The organism is Colwellia sp. Bg11-12 (assembly GCF_014076955.1).
Taxonomy (GTDB): Bacteria; Pseudomonadota; Gammaproteobacteria; order Enterobacterales; family Alteromonadaceae; genus Colwellia_A.
Genome location: NZ_JACGUZ010000079.1, coordinates 60,425 through 81,885 on the forward strand (window position 1 = coordinate 60,425; position 21,461 = coordinate 81,885).

The 21,461-nt window shown below is 36.8% G+C and carries 22 protein-coding genes; 14 read left to right on the plus strand and 8 right to left on the minus strand.

Going from position 1 to position 21,461, the window contains the following annotated elements; genetic code table 11:
* Nucleotides 1-44 precede the first annotated feature (44 nt).
* The 4 genes from H4J39_RS16240 to H4J39_RS16255 form a co-directional block, all read right to left on the minus strand.
* Nucleotides 45-737: a crotonase/enoyl-CoA hydratase family protein gene (locus H4J39_RS16240; RefSeq protein ID WP_182229403.1), complete on the minus strand. Its 693-nt coding sequence runs from the start codon at nt 735-737 to the stop codon at nt 45-47.
* A 39-nt stretch (nt 738-776) separates the two neighbouring features.
* Nucleotides 777-1,385, minus strand: a complete 609-nt coding sequence (locus tag H4J39_RS16245) for a glutathione S-transferase family protein (RefSeq protein ID WP_182229404.1) — start codon at nt 1,383-1,385, stop codon at nt 777-779.
* Between the two features lie 110 nt (nt 1,386-1,495).
* Complete coding sequence (locus H4J39_RS16250) at nt 1,496-2,389, minus strand: bile acid:sodium symporter family protein (RefSeq protein WP_182229405.1); 894 nt, start codon at nt 2,387-2,389, stop codon at nt 1,496-1,498.
* 152 nt (nt 2,390-2,541) lie between these two features.
* Nucleotides 2,542-3,204, minus strand: a complete 663-nt coding sequence (locus H4J39_RS16255; protein ID WP_182229406.1) for a nitroreductase family protein — start codon at nt 3,202-3,204, stop codon at nt 2,542-2,544.
* 471 nt (nt 3,205-3,675) lie between these two features.
* Between H4J39_RS16255 and H4J39_RS16260 the strand changes: the two genes are divergently transcribed.
* Together H4J39_RS16260 and H4J39_RS16265 are read left to right on the plus strand one after the other, a co-directional pair.
* Nucleotides 3,676-5,472, plus strand: coding sequence for an acyl-CoA dehydrogenase C-terminal domain-containing protein (locus H4J39_RS16260; RefSeq protein WP_182229407.1), 1,797 nt, complete (start codon nt 3,676-3,678; stop codon nt 5,470-5,472).
* 384 nt (nt 5,473-5,856) lie between these two features.
* Nucleotides 5,857-6,120, plus strand: a complete 264-nt coding sequence (locus H4J39_RS16265; RefSeq protein ID WP_182229408.1) for a hypothetical protein — start codon at nt 5,857-5,859, stop codon at nt 6,118-6,120.
* Between the two features lie 239 nt (nt 6,121-6,359).
* Here the strand turns inward: H4J39_RS16265 and H4J39_RS16270 are convergent, their stop codons facing one another.
* From H4J39_RS16270 to H4J39_RS16280, 3 genes are read right to left on the minus strand one after another with little or no spacing between them, the layout of a single operon-like run.
* Nucleotides 6,360-6,812: a universal stress protein gene (locus H4J39_RS16270; protein WP_182229409.1), complete on the minus strand. Its 453-nt coding sequence runs from the start codon at nt 6,810-6,812 to the stop codon at nt 6,360-6,362.
* A gap of 11 nt (nt 6,813-6,823) precedes the next feature.
* Nucleotides 6,824-8,212 (minus strand): MBL fold metallo-hydrolase RNA specificity domain-containing protein, encoded by a 1,389-nt coding sequence (locus H4J39_RS16275; RefSeq protein ID WP_182229410.1) that lies wholly within the window; start codon nt 8,210-8,212, stop codon nt 6,824-6,826.
* Between the two features lie 17 nt (nt 8,213-8,229).
* Entirely contained in the window at nt 8,230-8,685 is a 456-nt protein-coding gene (locus tag H4J39_RS16280; protein ID WP_182229411.1) for a c-type cytochrome, read from the minus strand.
* 365 nt (nt 8,686-9,050) lie between these two features.
* Between H4J39_RS16280 and H4J39_RS16285 the strand changes: the two genes are divergently transcribed.
* From H4J39_RS16285 to H4J39_RS16310, 6 genes are all read left to right on the plus strand, one after another.
* Nucleotides 9,051-9,842 (plus strand): PhzF family phenazine biosynthesis protein, encoded by a 792-nt coding sequence (locus tag H4J39_RS16285; protein WP_182229412.1) that lies wholly within the window; start codon nt 9,051-9,053, stop codon nt 9,840-9,842.
* 122 nt (nt 9,843-9,964) lie between these two features.
* Nucleotides 9,965-10,330, plus strand: a complete 366-nt coding sequence (locus H4J39_RS16290) for a cupin domain-containing protein (protein WP_182229413.1) — start codon at nt 9,965-9,967, stop codon at nt 10,328-10,330.
* Between the two features lie 160 nt (nt 10,331-10,490).
* Entirely contained in the window at nt 10,491-12,371 is a 1,881-nt protein-coding gene (locus H4J39_RS16295) for a methyl-accepting chemotaxis protein (protein WP_182229414.1), read from the plus strand.
* A gap of 102 nt (nt 12,372-12,473) precedes the next feature.
* Nucleotides 12,474-12,968, plus strand: coding sequence for a DUF2878 domain-containing protein (locus H4J39_RS16300; RefSeq protein ID WP_182229415.1), 495 nt, complete (start codon nt 12,474-12,476; stop codon nt 12,966-12,968).
* Nucleotides 12,961-13,512 (plus strand): chalcone isomerase family protein, encoded by a 552-nt coding sequence (locus tag H4J39_RS16305; RefSeq protein ID WP_182229416.1) that lies wholly within the window; start codon nt 12,961-12,963, stop codon nt 13,510-13,512. Before H4J39_RS16300 ends, H4J39_RS16305 begins: the two co-directional genes overlap by 8 nt.
* Nucleotides 13,502-14,062 (plus strand): DUF3833 domain-containing protein, encoded by a 561-nt coding sequence (locus tag H4J39_RS16310; RefSeq protein WP_182229417.1) that lies wholly within the window; start codon nt 13,502-13,504, stop codon nt 14,060-14,062. The genes H4J39_RS16305 and H4J39_RS16310 overlap by 11 nt, the downstream gene beginning before the upstream one ends.
* Nucleotide 14,063: 1 nt before the next feature.
* On the opposite strand, the gene H4J39_RS16315 is transcribed toward H4J39_RS16310, so the two are convergent.
* Nucleotides 14,064-14,960: a TIGR01777 family oxidoreductase gene (locus tag H4J39_RS16315; RefSeq protein WP_182229418.1), complete on the minus strand. Its 897-nt coding sequence runs from the start codon at nt 14,958-14,960 to the stop codon at nt 14,064-14,066.
* 163 nt (nt 14,961-15,123) lie between these two features.
* Between H4J39_RS16315 and H4J39_RS16320 the strand changes: the two genes are divergently transcribed.
* From H4J39_RS16320 to phrB, 6 genes are all read left to right on the plus strand, one after another.
* The gene (locus tag H4J39_RS16320) at nt 15,124-16,947 is read left to right on the plus strand and encodes a fasciclin domain-containing protein (protein ID WP_310649768.1); all 1,824 of its coding nucleotides are present in this window, start codon (nt 15,124-15,126) and stop codon (nt 16,945-16,947) included.
* Between the two features lie 141 nt (nt 16,948-17,088).
* Nucleotides 17,089-17,658, plus strand: a complete 570-nt coding sequence (locus H4J39_RS16325) for an LON peptidase substrate-binding domain-containing protein (protein WP_182229419.1) — start codon at nt 17,089-17,091, stop codon at nt 17,656-17,658.
* 128 nt (nt 17,659-17,786) lie between these two features.
* Nucleotides 17,787-18,356, plus strand: coding sequence for a sigma-70 family RNA polymerase sigma factor (locus H4J39_RS16330; protein WP_259366683.1), 570 nt, complete (start codon nt 17,787-17,789; stop codon nt 18,354-18,356).
* Complete coding sequence (locus H4J39_RS16335; RefSeq protein ID WP_182229420.1) at nt 18,349-19,029, plus strand: ChrR family anti-sigma-E factor; 681 nt, start codon at nt 18,349-18,351, stop codon at nt 19,027-19,029. Before H4J39_RS16330 ends, H4J39_RS16335 begins: the two co-directional genes overlap by 8 nt.
* Before the next feature lie 33 nt (nt 19,030-19,062).
* Nucleotides 19,063-20,022: a DUF523 and DUF1722 domain-containing protein gene (locus H4J39_RS16340; RefSeq protein ID WP_182229421.1), complete on the plus strand. Its 960-nt coding sequence runs from the start codon at nt 19,063-19,065 to the stop codon at nt 20,020-20,022.
* Between the two features lie 31 nt (nt 20,023-20,053).
* A complete protein-coding gene (phrB, locus tag H4J39_RS16345; protein ID WP_182229422.1) occupies nt 20,054-21,433 on the plus strand; it encodes a deoxyribodipyrimidine photo-lyase in 1,380 nt (459 codons plus the stop codon).
* Nucleotides 21,434-21,461: the final 28 nt, after the last annotated feature.

A 21,461-nucleotide genomic window follows, 5' to 3' on the forward strand; every position in this document is an offset into this window, starting at 1 on the left:
CTTATTGTTAATGGCTATATTTATGCTTTGGAGTGCCATGTTAACTATAGATCGAGGGTCATGGTCGAATCTATCGCTATTGCAGCATCTAATGCGGTTAGTATTTGCTTTCTTTCTCTTAACTTGGTGCCATGGTGTGCTGTCATGTTAAGGGTTAATAATTGAGTCGCTGCGGCTTTTGCTGTCGCCATTAATGCTTCAGGTTCAACTAGCGTGTCAAGAAAACCCGCTAAGACAGCTGTTTGGGGATCAAATAACTCAGCATTGATCACCGAGCGAGTTAAGTAGTTAATAGGCACACGATTTCGTGCTAACTCAAGTCCGGCTTGGTGCATCGTCATACCAATAGCCACTTCGTTAAGTCCAATTTTAAATGAACCTATGCTGCCGATGCGATAATCACAGCTGAGTAATAAAAAGGCACCTTTAGCGATAGCATGGCCAGTACAAGCACCAACAATAGGAAAAGGAAAGGACAACATACGTCGAGTAAGTGTTGAGCCAGCAGTAACCAAAGATACAGCTGAGTCAGAACTTTCTTTCATCGTTTTTAAGTCATAACCACCTGAGAATATCCCCGGTTGACTCGTTAATATAACCGCTGCACTTGCTGCTTCAGCTTGATCTAGTGCGCTATTTATTTCGGTTATTACTTGATGAGAAATCGCGTTAACCTTGCCATTTTTTAAGGTGATCGTTGCAATGTTTTCATTGAGTTCAAAATCGATTAATTCCATGTTCTTTCCTATAGTTGTCTACATTGATAAAACTAGCTTTTAGCCAAATTGTGCCGCTTTTTGATAAGCAGGTCTTTGTCTCATATTTACGAGATAGTCTTTAGTTTTGTTTTTATTTTCTAATAAACCAAGACTTTCTGCAATCTCGAGTATCACAGCCATCATAATATCAGCAGCACTAAAAGAATCACCAGCAAAATAACGTCTTGAGCGTAAAGTATTTTCGATATATGAAAAATCAAGATGGTTTTCTTTAGCAATATAACCGTCGAGGGGCTTGGCGGCATCGCGCGTTTCCATTGACATCAACAATGTTGTTATTACCGGTAAACTTAACGATCCTTCGGCGAAATGCAACCATTCTAAATAATGATAATATTCACTGCTGTCTATGGCGGGCCTTAAGTTAGTTGATGTTGCATGGTTGAGAATATATTCCATTACTGCACCCGACTCACACAAAGTAACCTCACCATCAACGATAATAGGCGCTTTTGCGAGTGGATGAATTAATTTCAAACTTTCTGGCGCTAAGTTTGTGATTGGATCGCGTTGATGCTCAACAATGTTATAAGGCATTTGAAGCTCTTCTAACAACCAGATAACACGTTTAGAACGTGATTTATTTAGATGATGAATAGTAATCATGTTTACATTTTTCCTTTTCATTTCATTTGCATAAAGTTAATGAATAAGTGTTTTTTGATCATAAGGTTAACTTTCTACCTTAAGAGATATTATGCTACTTTATCATACTTTCAGTTAAGGCTTTGCTCTCTCAGATGATATTTCGAACGTAAAAACCTAACAAGAATACCGGCAGTAAATAGCATAACCAGCGTATAAATCGCAGGAGCGAATGACATTTTATAATTTGCTAACAGCGTTAAGGCCATAAACATCGATAAAGTGCTATTTTGCAAACCTACTTCAAGGGTGATTGATGATGTTTGTGCGGGGCTTAATTTAAAAAACTTACTGGAGTAATATCCTAGTGCCATCGTTAATAGATTGAGGATCAGCGAAACGGGACCTGCGGCAATAAATGCCTCAACAACAATTTCTTGTTGAATATAGGTTAAGAAAATCAGCAGTAATGTTAAAAACAATATACCAAATCTTGATACATAAACCTGTGTACTGTCAGCAAATTTTGGGGCAATGGCTTTTATTAGCATACCAATGGCAACCGGAAAAATAGTTAAAACGATTAAACTTAACATGGTTTTAATGATGGGTAACTCAAACTCACTGCCTGCTCCCATAAAATGTTTTAACGATAAATTTAACACAATAGGTATGCTAAAAACGGTAACAACACTGGCAACGGCTGTCAGGGTGACAGAAAGAGCGACATCACCTTTTGCCAAGTGAGAAAACATATTAGATGTTGTGCCACCAGGACATAATACTAACAACATAATGCCGACCGCATACTCGGGCTCTAATGACATAAAATGCGCCAAACTAAAGCCAATAATCGGTAATAAAATCAGCTGATTAATTAAGCCAATAGAAACAGCTTTAGGGTAATTAACTACACGTTTAAAGTCATTGGGGACAAGCGATAGCCCCATACCCATCATAATTAAAAATATGCAAATAGGCACAACTTGTGTGTTCACAAATGTAACTAATTCAGTACCTTCCATATTTACTCTCAGTATACGTTGTTATTTGATGGGTAAAGGCTAAATGAAACTATTTTCTTACATAGTTAACTACGGATAAAGCCGTTGGATATAACTCATCCACTCATCCACTTATTGCGGATAACGATTTACTGTTGTTTATCTTTATCTGATTATTTAAAGAAGCTAACGGCATTAGCAATATCTTCGCGGTCAGTACGGGTTTTATTTACAGGCGCATTTTTATCTGCATAACCAAACGACATACCAAACAAAATGCCACTTTTTTCTGGTAAATTTAAGGCTTTTTTGATGGGATCCGGAAACTGTCCTAGTGCGCCTTGCATGCAATTGGACAGACCGTGTTCAGCCATAATTAACGACAGGGTTTGTGCATAGATACCTAAGTCGACAGCGCCCATAATATCGAGATACTTGTCCATGGTAAAAAAGGCAACGTGCGGAGCATCAAAAAAACTCCAGTTACGTAACATGGCTATCTGGCGGCCTTTTTTGTCTTCGCGGGTAACACCAATTGCGCTATAAAGTGCATTTGCAGAACCAAACTGTCGGTCTCTATGAATGCCTTCATATTTAGGTAACCAATTGAAGTCAGGGTTTGGTGGCATCCCACTCATCACTGCCGCGGTCAACTCATCTTTAAGTGACTCTTTTTTCGCTCCTGACACCACACAAGTTTGCCAAGGTTGTACATTGCAATTTGAAGGCGCGCTTTGTGCTTGGGCAAAAATAGCATTTAAATGTTCTTGCTTTACAGGTGTATCCAAAAAAGCACGCACTGAATGGCGCTTTTCTAATATGGTAGTCAAAGACATGGAGGTTCCTTAATATTTTGAAAATTTCCTCATATTAAGTGAAGTAATATATGAGGCTGACTAAATCTCTGTAGATCTGTTATTAGCTATAACGTTAGTAGACGTTGTACTTATAGAAATCGTTTAAGGAAGTGATCTATTCCTTATGGAAAAAGGTATAAGTAATATCTGTTATAGAGTAAAAATAAATTTAAGTGCGTAACGATGCTAAGGCTGTTATGTCTATAACGCCAATGAATAATTATTATCACGCCCTATTCAAAATGCGTATAGTTAGCGGATATTTTTCAGCTATTGTTTTAGAGAAGCATTAACTTTTACTATACGGATATCGAATAGTCAGAGATAAATTAAATTCATTTGACTAATTTATTTCATGTCGATAATATCAGTGGTATGACCACTTGGTTAAAAAAATAATGTTGAATAGTCATATCAACGTTTAATAATGAATTTTTTGGAGTCAATAGAATGCCTGAATATAAAGCCCCAGTTCGTGATATTAAGTTTGTAATGCAAGAATTATTAGACTGCGACACACACTATAAACAATTAGGCTACAACGATGCCAGCGAAGATATGGTCGATGCTATCATCACAGAAGCTGCCAAATTTACAGAACAAGTTATTGCTCCTTTAAACCAGATTGGCGACCAACAAGGTTGTACATGGACTGATGGCGTAGTAACGACACCAGATGGTTTTAAAGAAGCTTACCAACAGTATGTTGAGGGCGGTTGGCCAACATTATCGCAAAGTGAAGAGTTTGGTGGCCAGGGTTTACCTTATTCTCTTAACGCTTCTATTAGCGAAATGATGTCGTCTGCAAATCATAGTTTCGCTATGTACCCAGGTTTAAGTCATGGAGCACAAGCAACTATTGAAGCTCATGGCACCAGTGAACAAAAACAGCAGTTTATGCCTAAGTTAGTTGAGGGTAGCTGGACAGGTACCATGTGTTTAACTGAATCACATTGTGGTACTGATTTAGGCATGTTGCGCACTAAGGCTGAACTCAATGATGATGGTAGCTACGCTATAACAGGTACGAAAATATTCATCTCAGCCGGTGAACATGACTTGTCAGATAATATTGTTCATATTGTTATCGCAAGACTTCCAGGCGCACCTGAAGGTAGTAAAGGTATTTCTCTTTTCATCGTGCCAAAATTTAATGTCAATGATGATGGCTCGATAGCAGACAGAAATGCGGTGAGTTGTGGTTCTATTGAACATAAAATGGGTATCAATGCTAATGCGACTTGTGTTATTAATTTTGATAGCGCAAAGGGCTTTTTAATTGGTCAAGAGAACCGCGGTTTACATTGCATGTTTACCTTCATGAACGCTGCTCGCTTAGGTGTGGCAATGGAAGGCTCAGCAGCAGCTGAAGCGTCATTCCAGGGTTCATTAGCTTATGCGAAAGACCGTTTACAAATGCGTTCTATTAGTGGCGTGAAAAACCCTGATGGACCGGCAGACCCTATCATTGTTCATCCTGATGTTCGTCGTATGCTACTTACCCAAAAGTCTATTTCTGAGGGCGGTAGAGCACTTATTGGCTATTTGTCGCAATTAGTTGATATAACACACGCATCAGAAGACGATGATGCTAAAGCAGATGCAGAGAGCAAGTTAGCTTTATTAACACCTATCGCAAAAGCATTTTTAACGGAGTTAGGTTTTGAATGTACTAGCCATGGCGTACAAATATTTGGTGGACATGGTTTCATCAAAGAGTGGGGCATGGAGCAACTTCTACGCGACACTAAAATTAGTTGTATTTATGAAGGTACAACCGGTATTCAAGCGTTAGATTTATTAGCCCGTAAGATTTTAGGCAGTAAAGGTCAAATTTTAAAACCATTGATGACCGACGTTGCTATGTTTGCAAAAGATAATGCCGACAATCCAGCAATGACCGAGTATGTAAATACGTTAAATGAATACGCTAAACAGTGGCAGGTGATCACGGGTGATATTGGGCAAAAAGCTATGAAGAATCCTGATGAAATTGGCGGTGCTTCCGTTGATTACTTGATGTTTGCCGGTTATGTTACTTTGGCGTTTTTCTGGGCGAAAATGGCCTCTGTCGCGCAAAGTAAGTTAAAAGACGGTGGTGAAGACGCAGCCTTTTATCAAGCTAAAATTAAAACAGCAACGTTTTACTTTCAACGTATTCTACCTCGTGCCCAAGGCCATGCAGCTTGTATCGAAAGCGGCGTAGATTCTATGATGGCTTTATCAAGTGAAGAGTTTGTATTTTAATGAGTTTTGAGTTCACTTAAATACCTTAAGAAAAACTTTTTTTAAGGTATTGAGTAGATAACTTAACCAATAACGTTAAGTTATCTACTTACTCAACCTTACAATCTTCTATAAAAAAGTAAGGTGTTAAAACGTTAAGTTCTGCTAACAATCCTTATCAAAAGAGAGTGAATTCTTTCTCGCATAGTCATGAAAATTTACATTTATTTGTTGATTTTTTAATGACCTTTGTTGTTTTATATCATCATAAAGTAACTCAACAGCCTCTAGCTACATATAATCATTTGATTTTTTGTAATATTAGTATAAATTAATTACGTGTTATGAAAGGGCATCAATGAGATGTAACCATAGCATATTGTTATAATACTTGAGGACTTGGTGATGCCAACAAATAAGCACAAACGAAAAGCTTCAGCTCATTCAAAATCGCATACAGGAAAAAATATTCATCCCAAGGGACTGGTAATTTCGCATCCCAAAATTTTTATTTTTGTCGGTTTGCTTCTGGTCACGTTAAGTTTATATTTATTAGCTTTTGAATCCCAAGATAATGCACTGTTCGGTTTAGCTATGCTTTCGCTTATTGTGGGCGTAGTAACAACTTTTTATGCAAACTTCACTTTATCCAAGAAAAAGTCCAGTTAACGTCATATTTAACCGTTATTCATAACCGATATAATAAAGGAAAGTATAACGTTGGCTTTCCTCTTTAATCATATATAAATCGGTTGGGGTGGGGCGATATTGATGCCAGCAATGTTCAAACTATCAACTTTTAACCCCAGATGAATTAACGGTATAATCTGTTTAGACGTCGCTTTAACATACCTCTACATAAACGAGTTATGGCGGGTAAGGTTAAAAAGCTTTTTTTGCCGACTATTTTAGTCTGAATGTCGCACAGCAAGCACATCACATTTTGCGCCATGCAAAACAGCGTTCGCGGTAGAGCCTAGCAGTAATTGCAAACCATGCACGCCATGACTACCCGTTATAATCAAATCAACGTTTTCTTTTTTGGCAAAAGATAATATTTCACCGCTGGTATGTCCGATAGGTATGTGCAGGTCGTGTTCTTGAATATTCAGCCTTTTCGTTAATGGCTGCAGCGCAAGCTTAGCTCGTTCTTCTAATGCGTTTGTTGTACTCATACTATCAATAGGGTCTATGTCAGGAATAACACCATATACACCACCATAATAAGCACTCGGTATAGGCTCAATGACATGAATAACACTCAATTTAGCTTGGGTTAATTTCTGTAAGGCTATAACCTTAGCTTCAACAAGGCTTTTTTCTTCATTAAGTTCTGTGGCAAATAAAATATGTTTATACATAATGCTTTCCTTTAGATAATAATATTTTGCTTATAACTTGCTTGTGTAACATTGACTTGGTGTTGATGTTTTAATTTTTGTGCAAATGTATCCATAGCTTCAACTTCTCCGTGCACGAGAACTACCGGTGGTTTATTTTCAAAACCCTGATACCAATCGAGTAAGCCTTGTTGGTCAGCATGGGCAGAAAATCCTCCAATGGTGTGAATGGTTGCTTTAACCTGTACTTTTTCACCCCATAACTTAATGTATTCACAGCCATCAACAAGCGATCGTCCTAATGTTCCTTTTGCTTGAAAGCCAACAATAATCACATGGGTACTTTCGCGCCAAATATTATGTTTAAAATGGTGTTTAATCCTGCCTCCTGTACACATACCACTACCTGCTATAATAATTGCGCCTGAGGATATTTGGTTGATTTTCATCGAGTATTCAGTTTTTTCTGACATATGTAAGTTAGGTAAGTTGAATAATCCCTCATCTTTTTGTTTAATATCTTCGGCTTGTGCATCGTAAACCTCATGGTGTTTTGCGTAAACCGTTGTTGCTTTAATCCCCATAGGACTATCAAGAAAAATTTGCCAGTCACCAAGCTGCCATTCGTCGAAATGCTGTTTAAATTCATAAAGTAGTTCTTGAGTTCGTCCTACGGTAAAAGCAGGAATGAGTATATTCCCTTTGCTACTTTTAGCCTTAGCAATGATTTCTCCCATTTCTTGCCAAGTATCATCCCATTTGCGATGTAATCTATCGCCATAAGTACTCTCCATAATGACAAGATCAGCATGTTTAACGATAAAGGGATCACGTAAGATAGGAGCGTTTTTATGGCCTAAATCACCGCTAAAGACTATCTTTTTGCTAATGCCATTTTCAACAAGGGTTAATTCAAGAATGGCAGAACCAATAATATGACCCGCATCCCTAAGGGTTAGTTCTGCGCCTTCACATATCTCTAATGCTTTATCATAGCTAAGACCTTTAAAATATTGGCAGGTAGTTTCGGCTTCTGCTGTTGTATAAAGAGGTTCGACTAAGCTTAAGCCTTTACGTTCGCGTTTTTTATTTTCCCACCGTGCCTCTTTTTCGTGAATGTAGCCTGAGTCGATTAACATGATTTTACATAAATCTACGGTCGCATTATGGGTATAGATAGCGCCATGAAATCCTTCTTTGATAAGTAGCGGTAATCGACCGGTGTGGTCAAGATGGGCATGACTAACGATTACGGCATCTAACTCACTTACCTCAAAAGGGAAGGGATCGTGATTGTGTTTTTCATGTTCATGAGAGCCTTGAAACATACCACATTCTACCAGTATGTTTTTGTTGTTTACTTGCACCAAGTAGCAAGACCCTGTGACTTCTCGAGTGGCGCCAAAGAATTTAATATTCATGTTAACTCCTGTAATGACTATTGAGGATAATACTGATATTTGGTTTGCTTATAAGGGGATAAGGTGTAATTTTTTTGTAAAAATGAAACTAAATCAATAAGTTCACTTACAGTCATAACATCATTAAAAACTTTCATCTTTGATTTACCTTCAGGTGTTTTTTGTTTAGCGAAATGAAGGGGCGAAAATTTATGAGAAGGATTAATGATTGAAGTGACTAATTCAGCATAAGTAACAATTTTAGTTTTCTCGCCCCCAAGAACAATTGACATATCAAGCTGTTTGACAATGTTTGGGTCTTCAACGCCTTTGAGTGTATGACAAGCTAAACATTCAAATTTTAAAAAGACGGCTTTTCCTGTTTCCATATTACCTTTAGGCAAGCTAAAGCCTCGCGGGGAATCAGCACCTTTATCACAACTAGCTAACGTTAATAGCATCATGATAAATAAAGTTGAGAGCGTATATTTCATTGTTTATCCTTAGTTATTTGTCTTCCAATTATTAAAAAATATAGCCACAGCCATTAATTGTTTGTAGGGAAGAGTGAACAATCATAAAATCAGGCTATTTGACTTCATAAAGTCTTTCTAGTAGAAATATCACACAAAATTTATAGTGTATTATCATCTACTAACAGGCTGATTTTTAGTCTAGTTACATTCAATGAATAACACTAATTTATGTTGAAAAACATTGATACAGATCAACCCAATAGGCATGACTAATAAACGAGTAGCGAAATTATATATTGAGCGCAGGACTGATGATTTTCTTTGTTGTGCCTTTATCTAAATAAAACTATTAGAGCATGCAATACTCAGGAGTATTATTTTCAATGAAATTAAAAATTAATGTCATAGATGCATTTACTGATGAACTTTTTAAAGGTAATCCTGCCGCGGTAATTATTACGGAAAATTGGCTTGCAAGCGATCTTATGCAATCAATTGCCTTTGAAAATAACCTTTCAGAAACGGCATTTGTAAAAAAAATTAATAATAAAGAGTATCAAATACGTTGGTTTTCACCGATAACAGAAATTGACTTTTGTGGGCATGCAACACTTGCCGCTTCATTTGTTATTTTTGCTAATAATGACGATGTGAATAAAATTACTTTTTTTGCACAAGCGGTGGGCAGTTTATCGGTGACACAAAATAACAACGGCGCTATCGAAATGTGCTTCCCTAATAAAAAACCTACAGTCGTTGATGAAATCCCTAGTGGGCTGCTGAATGGTTTGTCGATTAAACCAGTGAACGTTTTATTAAATGACCAAGCATATTTTGTTGTTTATGAAAAAGAAGAAGATGTACTTAGCGTTGAACAATATAGTGAGCAGTTGAAAAAACTTGCTCCTTATGATGTTGTGGTAACGTCAAGATCAAGCAAATATGATTTTGTTTCTCGATATTTTTGGCCAGCAAATGGCGGAGATGAAGACCCTGTTACGGGCTCAATTCATACAGGATTAGCACCTTATTGGGCTGAGCAATTAAACAAAAAAGAACTCGTCGCTTATCAAGCTTCTGCCCGAGGAGGAAAATTAATATGTCTTATAAAAGGTGACAAAGTTTATATTTCAGGTAAAGCCATTCAATACTTAGCGGGTGAAATTACCGCTTAGCGGTAATGCTAACAACTCCATAGAGTTAACGCTAGCGGGTGTATGAGTTGCACTTAATTTACATCTTAATTCACTGACACAACTTATTATTATGAGTATGAGTGACATTTATGAGGAACATCATGTCTAAAACCCCGATAAATTTACAGAATAAATTTTCTCAATTTTCAGAATATTGGTCACCCAGAGTTATTGCTGAAATGAATGATTATCAATTTAAACTCGCTAAAATTAAAAATGAATTTACCTGGCATGTTCATCATAAAACAGATGAAGTTTTTCTTGTTATCGAAGGCACCATGAGTATTGAGTTTAGAGATGGAGACGTTGAGCTCTCAGCCGGTGAAATGTATGTTGTTCCTAAAGGGGTTGAACATAAGCCTTATGCAAAAGAGGAATGTAAAATAATGTTCATAGAACCTCGAGGCGTTGTTAATACAGGTGATGCTGGGGGAGACCTAACCGCTAAAAATGATGTTTGGCTATAGTCGAGACTGACCATTTTTTATCTTAATAACAACTAGCTAACATCATTTTTTATCTATCTATTGATCAATTTACCTAACCTTTCAATATAGAACATTGTAGCTATAATATTCTCTAGGGCAATAGTTCCATTTAACAACATCACTTCTAAGGTGAGTATTCATGTTATTAAAGCAAAAAATGTATTTAAGTTTAGTGTTAGCCATCATAGTACCGTTAGCGGTTTCAACGTTTATTTTTTCTAGCAGTATTCGATCACACACAGCAGAGAAACTTGCGGAGGTTGATCTGCCTACCGCGCTTAATGAAGTAAAAAATGAGATTGAGCTGGCCCTCACTCGCCCTATTATTGTTTCTAAAGAAGTCGCTCAAAATTCATTTGTAAAAAATTGGTTAATTAATAACGAAGATGAATCTAATAGACCCTCCTTTATTGAGTATTTGGCGACAATTAAACAAGCTAACCGTGCGTTAACTGCTTTTATAGTCTCAGAAAAAACAAAAAATTATTACACCGAAGAAGGCATTACTAGGCAAGTTAAGCAGGAGGAAGATAAATGGTTTTATGAGTTCCTAGCGTCTGATAAACCTTTTGACTTGAGCATAGATGTAGATGAAAATTCACAGCAAGCGGCTGTTTTTATTAACTATGCTGTAGAGGTCGATGGTGTAAGAACCGCCGTTGCTGGTATCGGACGTTCACTAGATTCTATGACTAACCTAGTAAAAAATCATCGCATAGGTAAATCAGGGGTTGTCTATTTAGTTTCAGATAATGGAACAATTATGCTTCACGGTACAAAATCAAAGATAGGGCAACGCATCGAACTTTCCCCCATCAAGAATGGCGCTATTTATAATATTGAAATAAACGGAACAGACCATGTTATGTCTAGCACGCCTCTTAACTCTCTTGATTGGCATTTAGTGGCTGAAATACCAGAAGAACAATTGTATGGGCCTATCAATAGTGCAATAAATAAAAATATTATTGTTGGCGTAGTCATTGCCTTAATCGGCTTTGCATTTGTACGGATTTTAGCGGGTCAGATTTTTAAACCCATTGAAGGGATCACTAAAGCTGTAACGGCATTAACAGAAAATGATGGCGATTTAACCGCGCGACTACCGGTCAATGAAAATAACGAAATAGCCCATTTAGCGATAAAGTTTAATTTGTTTTTAGAACAACTTCACGAAATGTTCAAACAAGTTTCTTTTTCTGCCATTCAGGTGCAAGATTTATCAGAACATGTTCAAGAAAAAGTTAAAGGTGCAACGGTCTTAGCAGAGCAACAATCATCAAGTACACAAACAGTTGCTGCTGCAGTGACGGAAATGGAAATGACGGTGCAAGATATCTCTAATAATGCCAATGGAGCATCTGATATCGCGATAACGACCGAACAAACGTCGCAAGACGGGGCACAGTTTGTTAATAATACCATTGTACAAATGGGAGAGCTCGAAGTATCTATGGTCTCATCAGTCGAGTCAGTGTTAGAGCTGTCTGCTGAAATAAAATCGATATCTAATGTACTCGATGTTATTAAAGCTATTTCAGAACAAACCAACTTATTGGCACTTAATGCCGCAATAGAAGCCGCAAGAGCCGGTGAGCAAGGCAGAGGTTTTGCTGTGGTAGCAGATGAAGTAAGAACCCTTGCCAAAAGAACAGCTGATTCTACAGAACAAATTAACGAAATGATTGAGAGTTTGAATACTAAAGCATCAGCTACGGTATCATCGATAGAGCTTGGTAGTAAAAACACGTTAGAAAACGCTGAGCGATTAAAGAAAACCGGCGATACATTAAATAATATTGCACAAGAAATAGCGAACCTAGCCCAAATGAATACATTTGTAGCAACAGCGACTAAAGAGCAAACGTTAGCCACTTCAGAAATTAGTCAAAATATAGTGATGATCGCAGACTCAGCTAATCAGACGCGAGAAAATATGAAAGAGTCGGAAGCGTTATGTGTTGGTTTACATAGCGAGTCGAATTCACTGAAAAAATTGATAGGAAGGTTTACACTTTAGTTATCCAACAATTTTATCTGAGAAATAAGGCTTAAAAAGGTGATGAATAGATCTTATTGCCTTAATGATACGTATATCAAAATAAAGTGGTTGGTTTGATTTATGTTAATTAATTTAATTGGTTTTAATGTGTCTTGGTTTGGCTTGATTTACTGGGGTAATAACTTTATCCCTATTGCCTTTTTACTGCTGGTTGCTCACCTTTTTTTTCAATCAAAAAATTACAAAGAATTGTTCCTGATACTGGTGGTCAGTGTAATTGGTATCAGTGTTGATTCATTATTACAGCAACTAACGCTTTTTATTTTTCTTGAACCTTCTCATATTCCATTTTGGTTAATGATGCTTTGGGCAAGTTTTGCTGCCACTATTTGTCATAGCCTTAATTTTTTAGCGTCTTCAAAAATGTTGCAATTGGTCGTAGGAGGGTTAATTTCACCGTTAAGTTACATTGCTGGTTATAAGTTTATGGTGGTTGATTTTGCTTACTCAATGTTTATCACCTATGTTGTTTTAGCGCTGGTGTGGGGTGGTTTATTTATTTTGTTTTATTATTTGAAAGGTAAAATTATGAAAGGAGAGATGAGTCATGCCTAAGCTTTACGTGTACTTAATATTTATCTTTAGTTTACAAAACTTTATATTGGGTCAAGCAATAGCTAAGCCTTTAAATACATTAGATAATATTATACAAGAACAATCTTATATACCCATTGGAGAAACCACATTTTCTATTTTATTTTGGGATCTTTATAAAAGTAAATTATTGACCACAACGGGTACTTATCCTATTCAAACAGATAGGGATAAGCTTCTTTATCAAATCAATTACCTTACCGGTATTTCAAGCAAAGACTTGGTCAATCGTACTGTTGAGCAATGGCAACATCTGGGTGTTGAACCAGAATTATATGCGGTTTATTTACCTATACTCCTCAAAATATGGCCAGATATTGAAGAAGGAGATAGTTTGTCGTTGTATGTTAACAATAACAAAAGTGTCTTTTATTTTAACAATAATCTTATTGGTGAAATTAACCAACCAGAATTCAGTCAACTTTTTCTGGATATATGGTTATCAGAAAAAACCAGTGAACCCAAGCTACGGCTTGAATTATTAGGAATTAAAAATGATAAATAAATTGATAAAATCTTTAGTTTTTATGACAACCTGCTTTCTTATTTCTAGCTGTTCTGTTGTTTTAAATGACTATAAAACTGTAGATAAGCCATTCGATATAAAAACTTACTTTGACCGTCAAGTTATTGCTTGGGGCATGATACAAGATTATTCCAATAAAGTGAAAAGACGATTTTGTGTTGAAATCAATGGCACTTGGAAAGATGAAAAAGGCGTATTAGCTGAAAAATTTTACTTTAATGATGGTGAAATTAGCTATCGAAATTGGCAACTAACCAAATTAGCCGACGGAAGCTATACCGGTACAGCAGAAGATGTTGTCGGTACGGCTATAGGTAAACATCAAGGGTTCGCTTTTCAATTTCAATATGAATTATCATTAAATATAGATGGTGACATCACACAAGTTACCATGGACGATTGGATGTACCAACTTGACGAAAATAGAGTCATGAACAAAACGTCTATGTCTAAGTTCGGTATTAAAGTTGCTGAAGTAACTTTGTTTTTTGATAAGGAAACAATAAACCAAAGCTGCCCATCGGCCTAAATTACTTTAACAAATCAGTCAAAGCAGATTCAATATCATTATGCTTGAAAGTAAAACCGTTATTCAATAGCTTTTGTGGAACAACATTTTGTCCAAATAGTAACAGCTCTGCCATTTCACCAAATATAAGTTTAAGTAGTGGAGCCGGTGTCATCAAAAAGCAAGGACGATGCAGTGATTTAGCTAAAGCTTGTGAAAACGTCTTATTGCTTACTGCGTTAGGTGAGGTCATATTGATAGGTCCTGATAAGTCATCATTGCCGATAATATGTATAATTGCCGAAACCATATCCTCTAAATGAATCCAAGACATGAATTGACCACCGTGACTAATTTTGCCACCAACGCCTAATTTAAAAGGCAATATCATTTTAGCTAGCGCACCTGACTCCCTATCTAAAACGATGCCCGTGCGTAGTATGGCAACTCGAGTCTCAGTAGAGATAGCAGCTAGTGCATTCTTTTCCCATTTCGCACATACATCGTGAGTAAACTCTTGATGGAAATCAGAAAAGTTCTCATCAATCGGGTTATTGTTTTGTCGCCCATAAATGCCAATAGCACTACCTGAAATGAGCACATGGGGCGGCTTTTGCGCGATAGAAATTAAATGAGTTATCTGCGCCGTAATATTCCACCTGCTCTCACAAATTTTATTTTTTTGTTCTCTTGTCCAACGTTTATCCGCAATTGGTTCACCTGCAAGGTTAATAACAATATCGCTGTGTTCTATATCTGAAAGTAACAGTTCGTCAATAAAGTTAACGTCACTTGTTAATCGTAAAGAAGCGGTTTCTATATTTCTAGTCAACACAGTGACTGTGTTGCCTTTAAAATCTATAGATTTAATCAATGCTTGACCAATAAGGCCTGTACCACCGGTAATAAGGTAATTCATAAGTAAATCCTAATTGTTTGAACAACCACATTAATACGTGTGGCTTTGTGATTTAGATCAACAAAAAATTTATGTTTTTTTTATAAACATTTTATGATCCTCAGGGTTTTTTCTCTCGTAAGTTCAATAGTAATTAATTCAACAAACATATAAGGGAAGCCCAGTGAAATATTTTAAAATGTTAAGTGTAACCATTATAAGTCTAGTTTTTTTGCAAGCCTGTAATGATAAAGATACTAATGCAACTCCCGATTTACCTGAGCCCAAGGTAACTATTGTAGACGCTGCTATTAGCAACGGTAATTTTACCACATTAGTTGAGACACTTCAGGCAACTGGTTTAGACAGTGTTTTATCTGATCCTAACGCTTCTTTTACTGTCTTTGCGCCTACAGACAATGCTTTTGCATTACTCGGTCAAAACACGATTTATGGTTTATTAGCCGACACGGACAGATTAAGTGACATTCTCACTTATCATGTTATTAGTGGTGAAGTAGACGCTGCTACAGCCATTGGTCTGGCAGGTACAACGGTTACTATGGTCAATGGTGACTCTGTTGGACTTTCTTTATCAGGTGATAATTTACTTGTTAATACGGCAACAGTCATTACGACAAACATTCAAACTGACAATGGTATTATTCATGTGATAGATGCGGTTTTAATGCCGCCTGCAGACATTGTTGAACCAACAGCTAATATTGTTGAAACGGCCATTGCTAATGGTAATTTCACGACTTTAGTTGCGGCTTTACAAGCGACAGAGTTAGACGCTGTATTAGCTGATGAAAGTGCAACGTTTACCGTTTTTGCCCCTACAGACGCAGCCTTTGCACTTATCGGTGAAGAAACGATCAGTACGTTGCTTGATAATACTGACGTGTTAACGAATATATTACTTCAACATGTTGTGCCTGAAATAGCAGTAGACTCTATTACAGCTTATTCTCTTAATGGTGCAATGATCTCAACAGCTTCAACGGCTGAAATACCATTAATTATAAATTCAAGTACAGACATGCTAACGTTTGGTGGAGCAAATATCATTATTAAAGATATTTATACAACTAACGGTATTATTCATGTGATCGATGCGGTTATTGTCGGTGATGTTGCAATACCAGCACCAGCAATGAGTTTAGTCGATGTTGCAGTCGCCAATGGTAGTTTTACTACTTTAGTTACTGCATTGCAAGCAACTAATTTAGATACAGTTTTAGCTGATTTAGACACTGATTACACTGTTTTTGCGCCATCTGATGCCGCATTTGCAAAATTACCTGCAGGTACACTTGAAAGTTTAACTACCGCACAATTGACTGACATTTTGCTGTACCACGTACTACCAGGCAAGGTTTTAGCCGATGGCGCAATTACTTTAGCTCAATCTTCATCAAATATGGCAGTCGCAGCTAATGGAGACAAAATCTCATTATCATTCTCTAATTCAACACTGTTTGTTAACGGCGCCAAGGTGAGTACAGCAGATGTTATGGCTGACAATGGTATTATTCATGTGATTGACAACGTTATTATGCCACCAACAGAGTCGGGTACACCTACAAATTCTATTGTAGATGTTGCGCTGGCTGACCCTGCTACATTTTCTACTTTAGTGACAGCACTTACCGCAGCAAATTTAGTCGATACTCTTGCTGATGAAACGAAGACATTTACTGTATTTGCACCCACAAATGCCGCATTCGACAAGATTGACAGTACGGTTTTAAATGTGCTTCTTGCTGATACAACTGCTTTAACTAATGTTTTACTCACTCACGTAGTAGGGGAAGTCGCACTTAGTTCGTTAGATGCTTATGCAGCCAATGGTAAAACTTTAGCAACATTGTCTGGAACGAATATTGGGGTAAGTGTCGATGAAGAATCCGGTATGTTAATGATTGGTGGTGCAACGGTTGTTATCTCTGATATATATACCACAAATGGTGTTATTCATGTTATCGACACGGTTATCCTTGAATAAAGATTAAACATTTACCTTTAATGCATGGTCTATTTGCATGCATATTTTTATGCCCCCACCAGGGGGCTTTTTTTATATCGTTGTGATCGTTCGTTTATCAATTTACGTATATATTAATATTATTATAGAAGTAATGAACATATGAAAACTAACAACATAAGCTTACCCATTTTCCCTTTGCCAATATTCCTTTTACCAGAAGGTGTGACAAAACTGAGGATATTTGAACCTCGTTACTTAAAAATGATAAGCATTGCCTCTCAAGGGAGTGGTTTCGTCATCTGGTCAAAGAATGCGAAAAATTCATTATCTAATTCTTTATGGGGCAGTTGGGTCGAAATTATTAACTTTGATCAAGGTCAAGATGGCATATTAGAGGTTGATGTTAAATGCAAAGCGTTAGTAGAACTTAGTGTTATTGACACAGACAGTGATAATTTATACTTCGGGGATATTAAGGAAATAAATCATTGGTCACAAACTGATATAGATAGCAGTATTGTAGAACTTTCAACGTCATTAGCTGATGTTTTTGATAACAATCCCAGTTTAAGTGAATTATATCCTCACAAAGCTATTGATAGACCAAGTTGGGTGATAGCCCGGTGGTTAGAACTTTTACCTATTAATATTGATGTTAAAACGACCTTTATCGTTGAACATAATTTTCAGGCAGCAAAAGAGTTGGTTCAATCTGTTATTAATCAATAAATAAATTTTTACACAAGTGATCTTTCTCAAATTTTATGCGTATAAAGCTTTATACATAATAAAAAACGGTGATGGAAGTGATACAAACTAACTTGCTAAGCTCAGTGACAAATGTTAAATCTAGTAACATGACAGATAAAATAAATCATCCTCAGCTATGTCAGTGGCTTAACGACGTTGCAAGCGCAAGAGATAAAAAAGCATTCACCGACCTGTTTCAGTTTTTCGCACCTAAAATTCAGCGAATTGCTCGTAACAAGTTTCCTAATGAAGCCCAAGCTAGCGAAGTGGTTCAAGAAACCATGAGTAATGTTTGGCGAAAAGCACATCTCTTTGATAAAGACAAAGGGGCTGCGACTACTTGGGTCTATACGGTAATGCGAAACGTTACGTTTGATATGCTACGTAAAATCAAAGGTAACAAGGAAGATAACCTCAGTGACGACATTTGGCCCCTTGCTGAAAGCCAAGTAAGTGAAGATGAATCATTTGACGATCATCTAGAAAACAAAGAGCTTTTGTCAGTAATTGAACAATTACCTGAAGCTCAACAACAAGTTGTTAAAGGTTTCTATTTTATGGAAATGTCGCAAGAGCAACTTGCCAACCATTTAAATCTACCCTTAGGTACTATAAAATCTCGTTTGCGTTTAGCCTTAGCCAAACTCAAAGTGCAGTTAGGAGAAAATCATGATTAAACATCACCCTAAATTTGAGTTAATACAGTCGTTTGTTAATGGCGACTTACCCGCATCATTATCAGCTGGTATATCTATCCATGCTGGTATGTGCCCAGTTTGCCAGCAAAAAATTTCATTATTAACGGATCAAGTCGCTACACTTAATTTTGATGAATCACCCACTACTGTGTTTGAAGGTGATTTAGCGACTCAAGAATTGTCTGCAATAAACGTTGACGACATGATAAACGCGATAACCGAATCTGATAATATTGATGTTATGCAAGCGGTTAAAACGAAAACTGTAAATTTTAGAAATAAGTCTTATGAATTACCCTCCGTACTTAATAATATGATGTTAGGTAAAACAGCACATATAGGAAAGTTGGCAAGAAGACGCGTTCAACTTGATGAAAATGAAATTCATACTAATCTACTACATATGGAACCCAATGGATCTGTTCCTCAGCATACCCATAAAGGTTTTGAGTTAACGCTTTTATTGGAAGGCTCTTTTCACGATGAAGAAGGCGAATATGTGAAAGGTGACTTTATTATGCTAGATGGTCAACATCTACATAATCCAATTTCAAGCAGCGGTTGTCTTTGTTATACTGTCGCAAATGACTCAATGCACTTTACACAGGGCATTAATAAATTGCTTAATCCAATAGGTTCCTTTATCTATTAACTAAGCGCATGTTGTAAGATTTTAGGGAAATATATGATTCATTCTGTTGATAAAGAAGATTTACTTATAGGTATTAGTGCCTGCTTGATTGGTGAAAAGGTGCGTTTCGATGCAAGTAACAAACCTTCAACTTTTTGTATTAAAGAGTTTAGCAACCATGTAACTTACAAAGCTTTTTGCCCAGAAGTTGCAATAGGATTACCTATCCCTAGGCCTACTATCCGTCAAATAAAAAAAGATGATGTTATTCACGTATCTCGTCCAGACGGAAGTGGCGATGTCACCGAAGCACTGAAACTTTATGCGCTTAAAGTCGCTAATGCGACTAAAGATTTAAGTGGTTATATTTTTTGTGCAAAAAGCCCAAGCTGCGGCATGGAAAGAGTAAAAGTCTACAACCCAGAAGGTCACGCGTTACCCTCTAATGGTATAGGTGCATTCGCCAAAGTCATTATGGAAGAGAACCCACTCTTACCTTGTGAAGAGAATGGCCGATTAAATGATATGGTGCTTAGAGAGAACTTTGTTGCGCGAGTATTTGCTTACAAGCATTGGAAAAATCTTGTTGCTACGGGGTTAACTAAGCACAAGCTCACCACATTTCATAGCCAATATAAATACACTGTAATGAGCCATGATTTAATTGCCTATAAAAGTTTAGGGCAATTGTTAGCAAGAGCTGATATGCCACTTCAAGAAATGGCTGAACAATACATTTTAGGCTTGATGACGGCACTAAAAATAAAAGCAACACGTAAGAAACATGCGAATACTCTTGCACACATGCAAGGTTATTTTTCTAAGCATTTAAAAGCTAATCAACGACAAGAACTGTGTAACCAAATAGATGCTTATCGTATTGGGCTCGTTCCTCTCGTTGTCCCTTTAACCTTGATTAAGCATTATTTATTACAATTCCCTAAAGACTATTTGAGCAACCAGTCTTACTTGTCTCCTTATCCTGACGAGTTAAGATTACGATATTCATATTAATACTTATTAGTAAATCATAAAGGAATAGACTTTGTTACTTTGGTTTCGAAATGATCTTAGAAGTCATGATAATCCAGCATTACAATATTTTTTGAAGAACAATATTTGTAATGCGCCCCTTAAAGCGGTTTTTTTTATCTCAGAACCGCAATGGCTGCAACATGATTGGTCCGCTATTAAAATTGACTTTATTAAAAGACATGCTGCAGCACTAGTTGAAGAACTTGCCCCATTTAATATTAAACTAGAATTAGTTAATGTTGATACTTTCGATGAGCAAATTAGTTATTTACGTGCGCTTTGCGAGCAAGAAGGCTTTCAAGAAATTGTTGCTAACAGCGAAGTTGAATTCAATGAGCAACAACGTGATAACGCAATTGTTAACTTAGGCATTAAACTGACATTATTTGAAGCTGATGTTATTGTTCCCAAAGGTAAAGTGCTCAATTTATCTCACCAAATGTACAAGGTTTTCACACCATTCAAACGTGCTTGGTTAACGTATGTTAAACAACATGGCTTTGATTATTTAGGCAAACTTCAATCTACCTCTCAAGCATCTTTCTCTCCAACTGTTCAATCGCCAGACAGTATTTCTGCTAATTGGCCATTAGTTCATGAGGTTGAAAAACATGTGCTTCCTTTATTTTTCGCTGAAAAAATATCTGATTACCATGACCAAAGGGACATACCTTCGGTAAAAGGGACATCGGGTTTATCACCTTATTTAGCGGCAGGTGTTATTAGCCCTAGATATGTTTTAATGAGTCTAATTAATGCTTACCCTGATATATTAATCGCCTCAGACAGTGCAGAATTTTCATGGCTCAATGAAATTATATGGCGTGAATTCTATAGAAATTTAATGTTTCATGAACAAAGGCTTTGCAAGCATCAATGCTTTAATGAAAAGTACCAAGCGATTGATTGGCATTATAATGATGCATTATTTGACGCTTGGTGCCAGGGTAAAACGGGATATCCGCTTGTCGATGCGGCGATGAGACAACTCAACCAAACAGGCTGGATGCATAACAGGCTGCGTATGGTTGTTGCTAGCTTCTTGACTAAACATTTGTTAATTGATTGGCGCCTCGGTGAAAAGTACTTTATGAGTCGGCTTATCGATGGCGATTTGGCCTCTAATAATGGCGGTTGGCAATGGGCAGCAAGTACTGGTTGTGATGCACAGCCATATTTCAGAATTTTTAACCCAATAAGGCAAAGTGAACGCTTTGATCCAAAGGGTCATTTCATTCGTAAGTATTTACCAGAGTTGGGAAGTGTTCCTGATAAAAACATACACTTTCCACATACGCTTATTGAAAAAAATAAGCTAAATATTTACTGGCCACCAGTTGTTGACCATAAAGAAGCAAGATTGAAAGCTCTCGCTTTTTATAAGGTGTAATCAACTGATTTACTTATAATTTTAACTA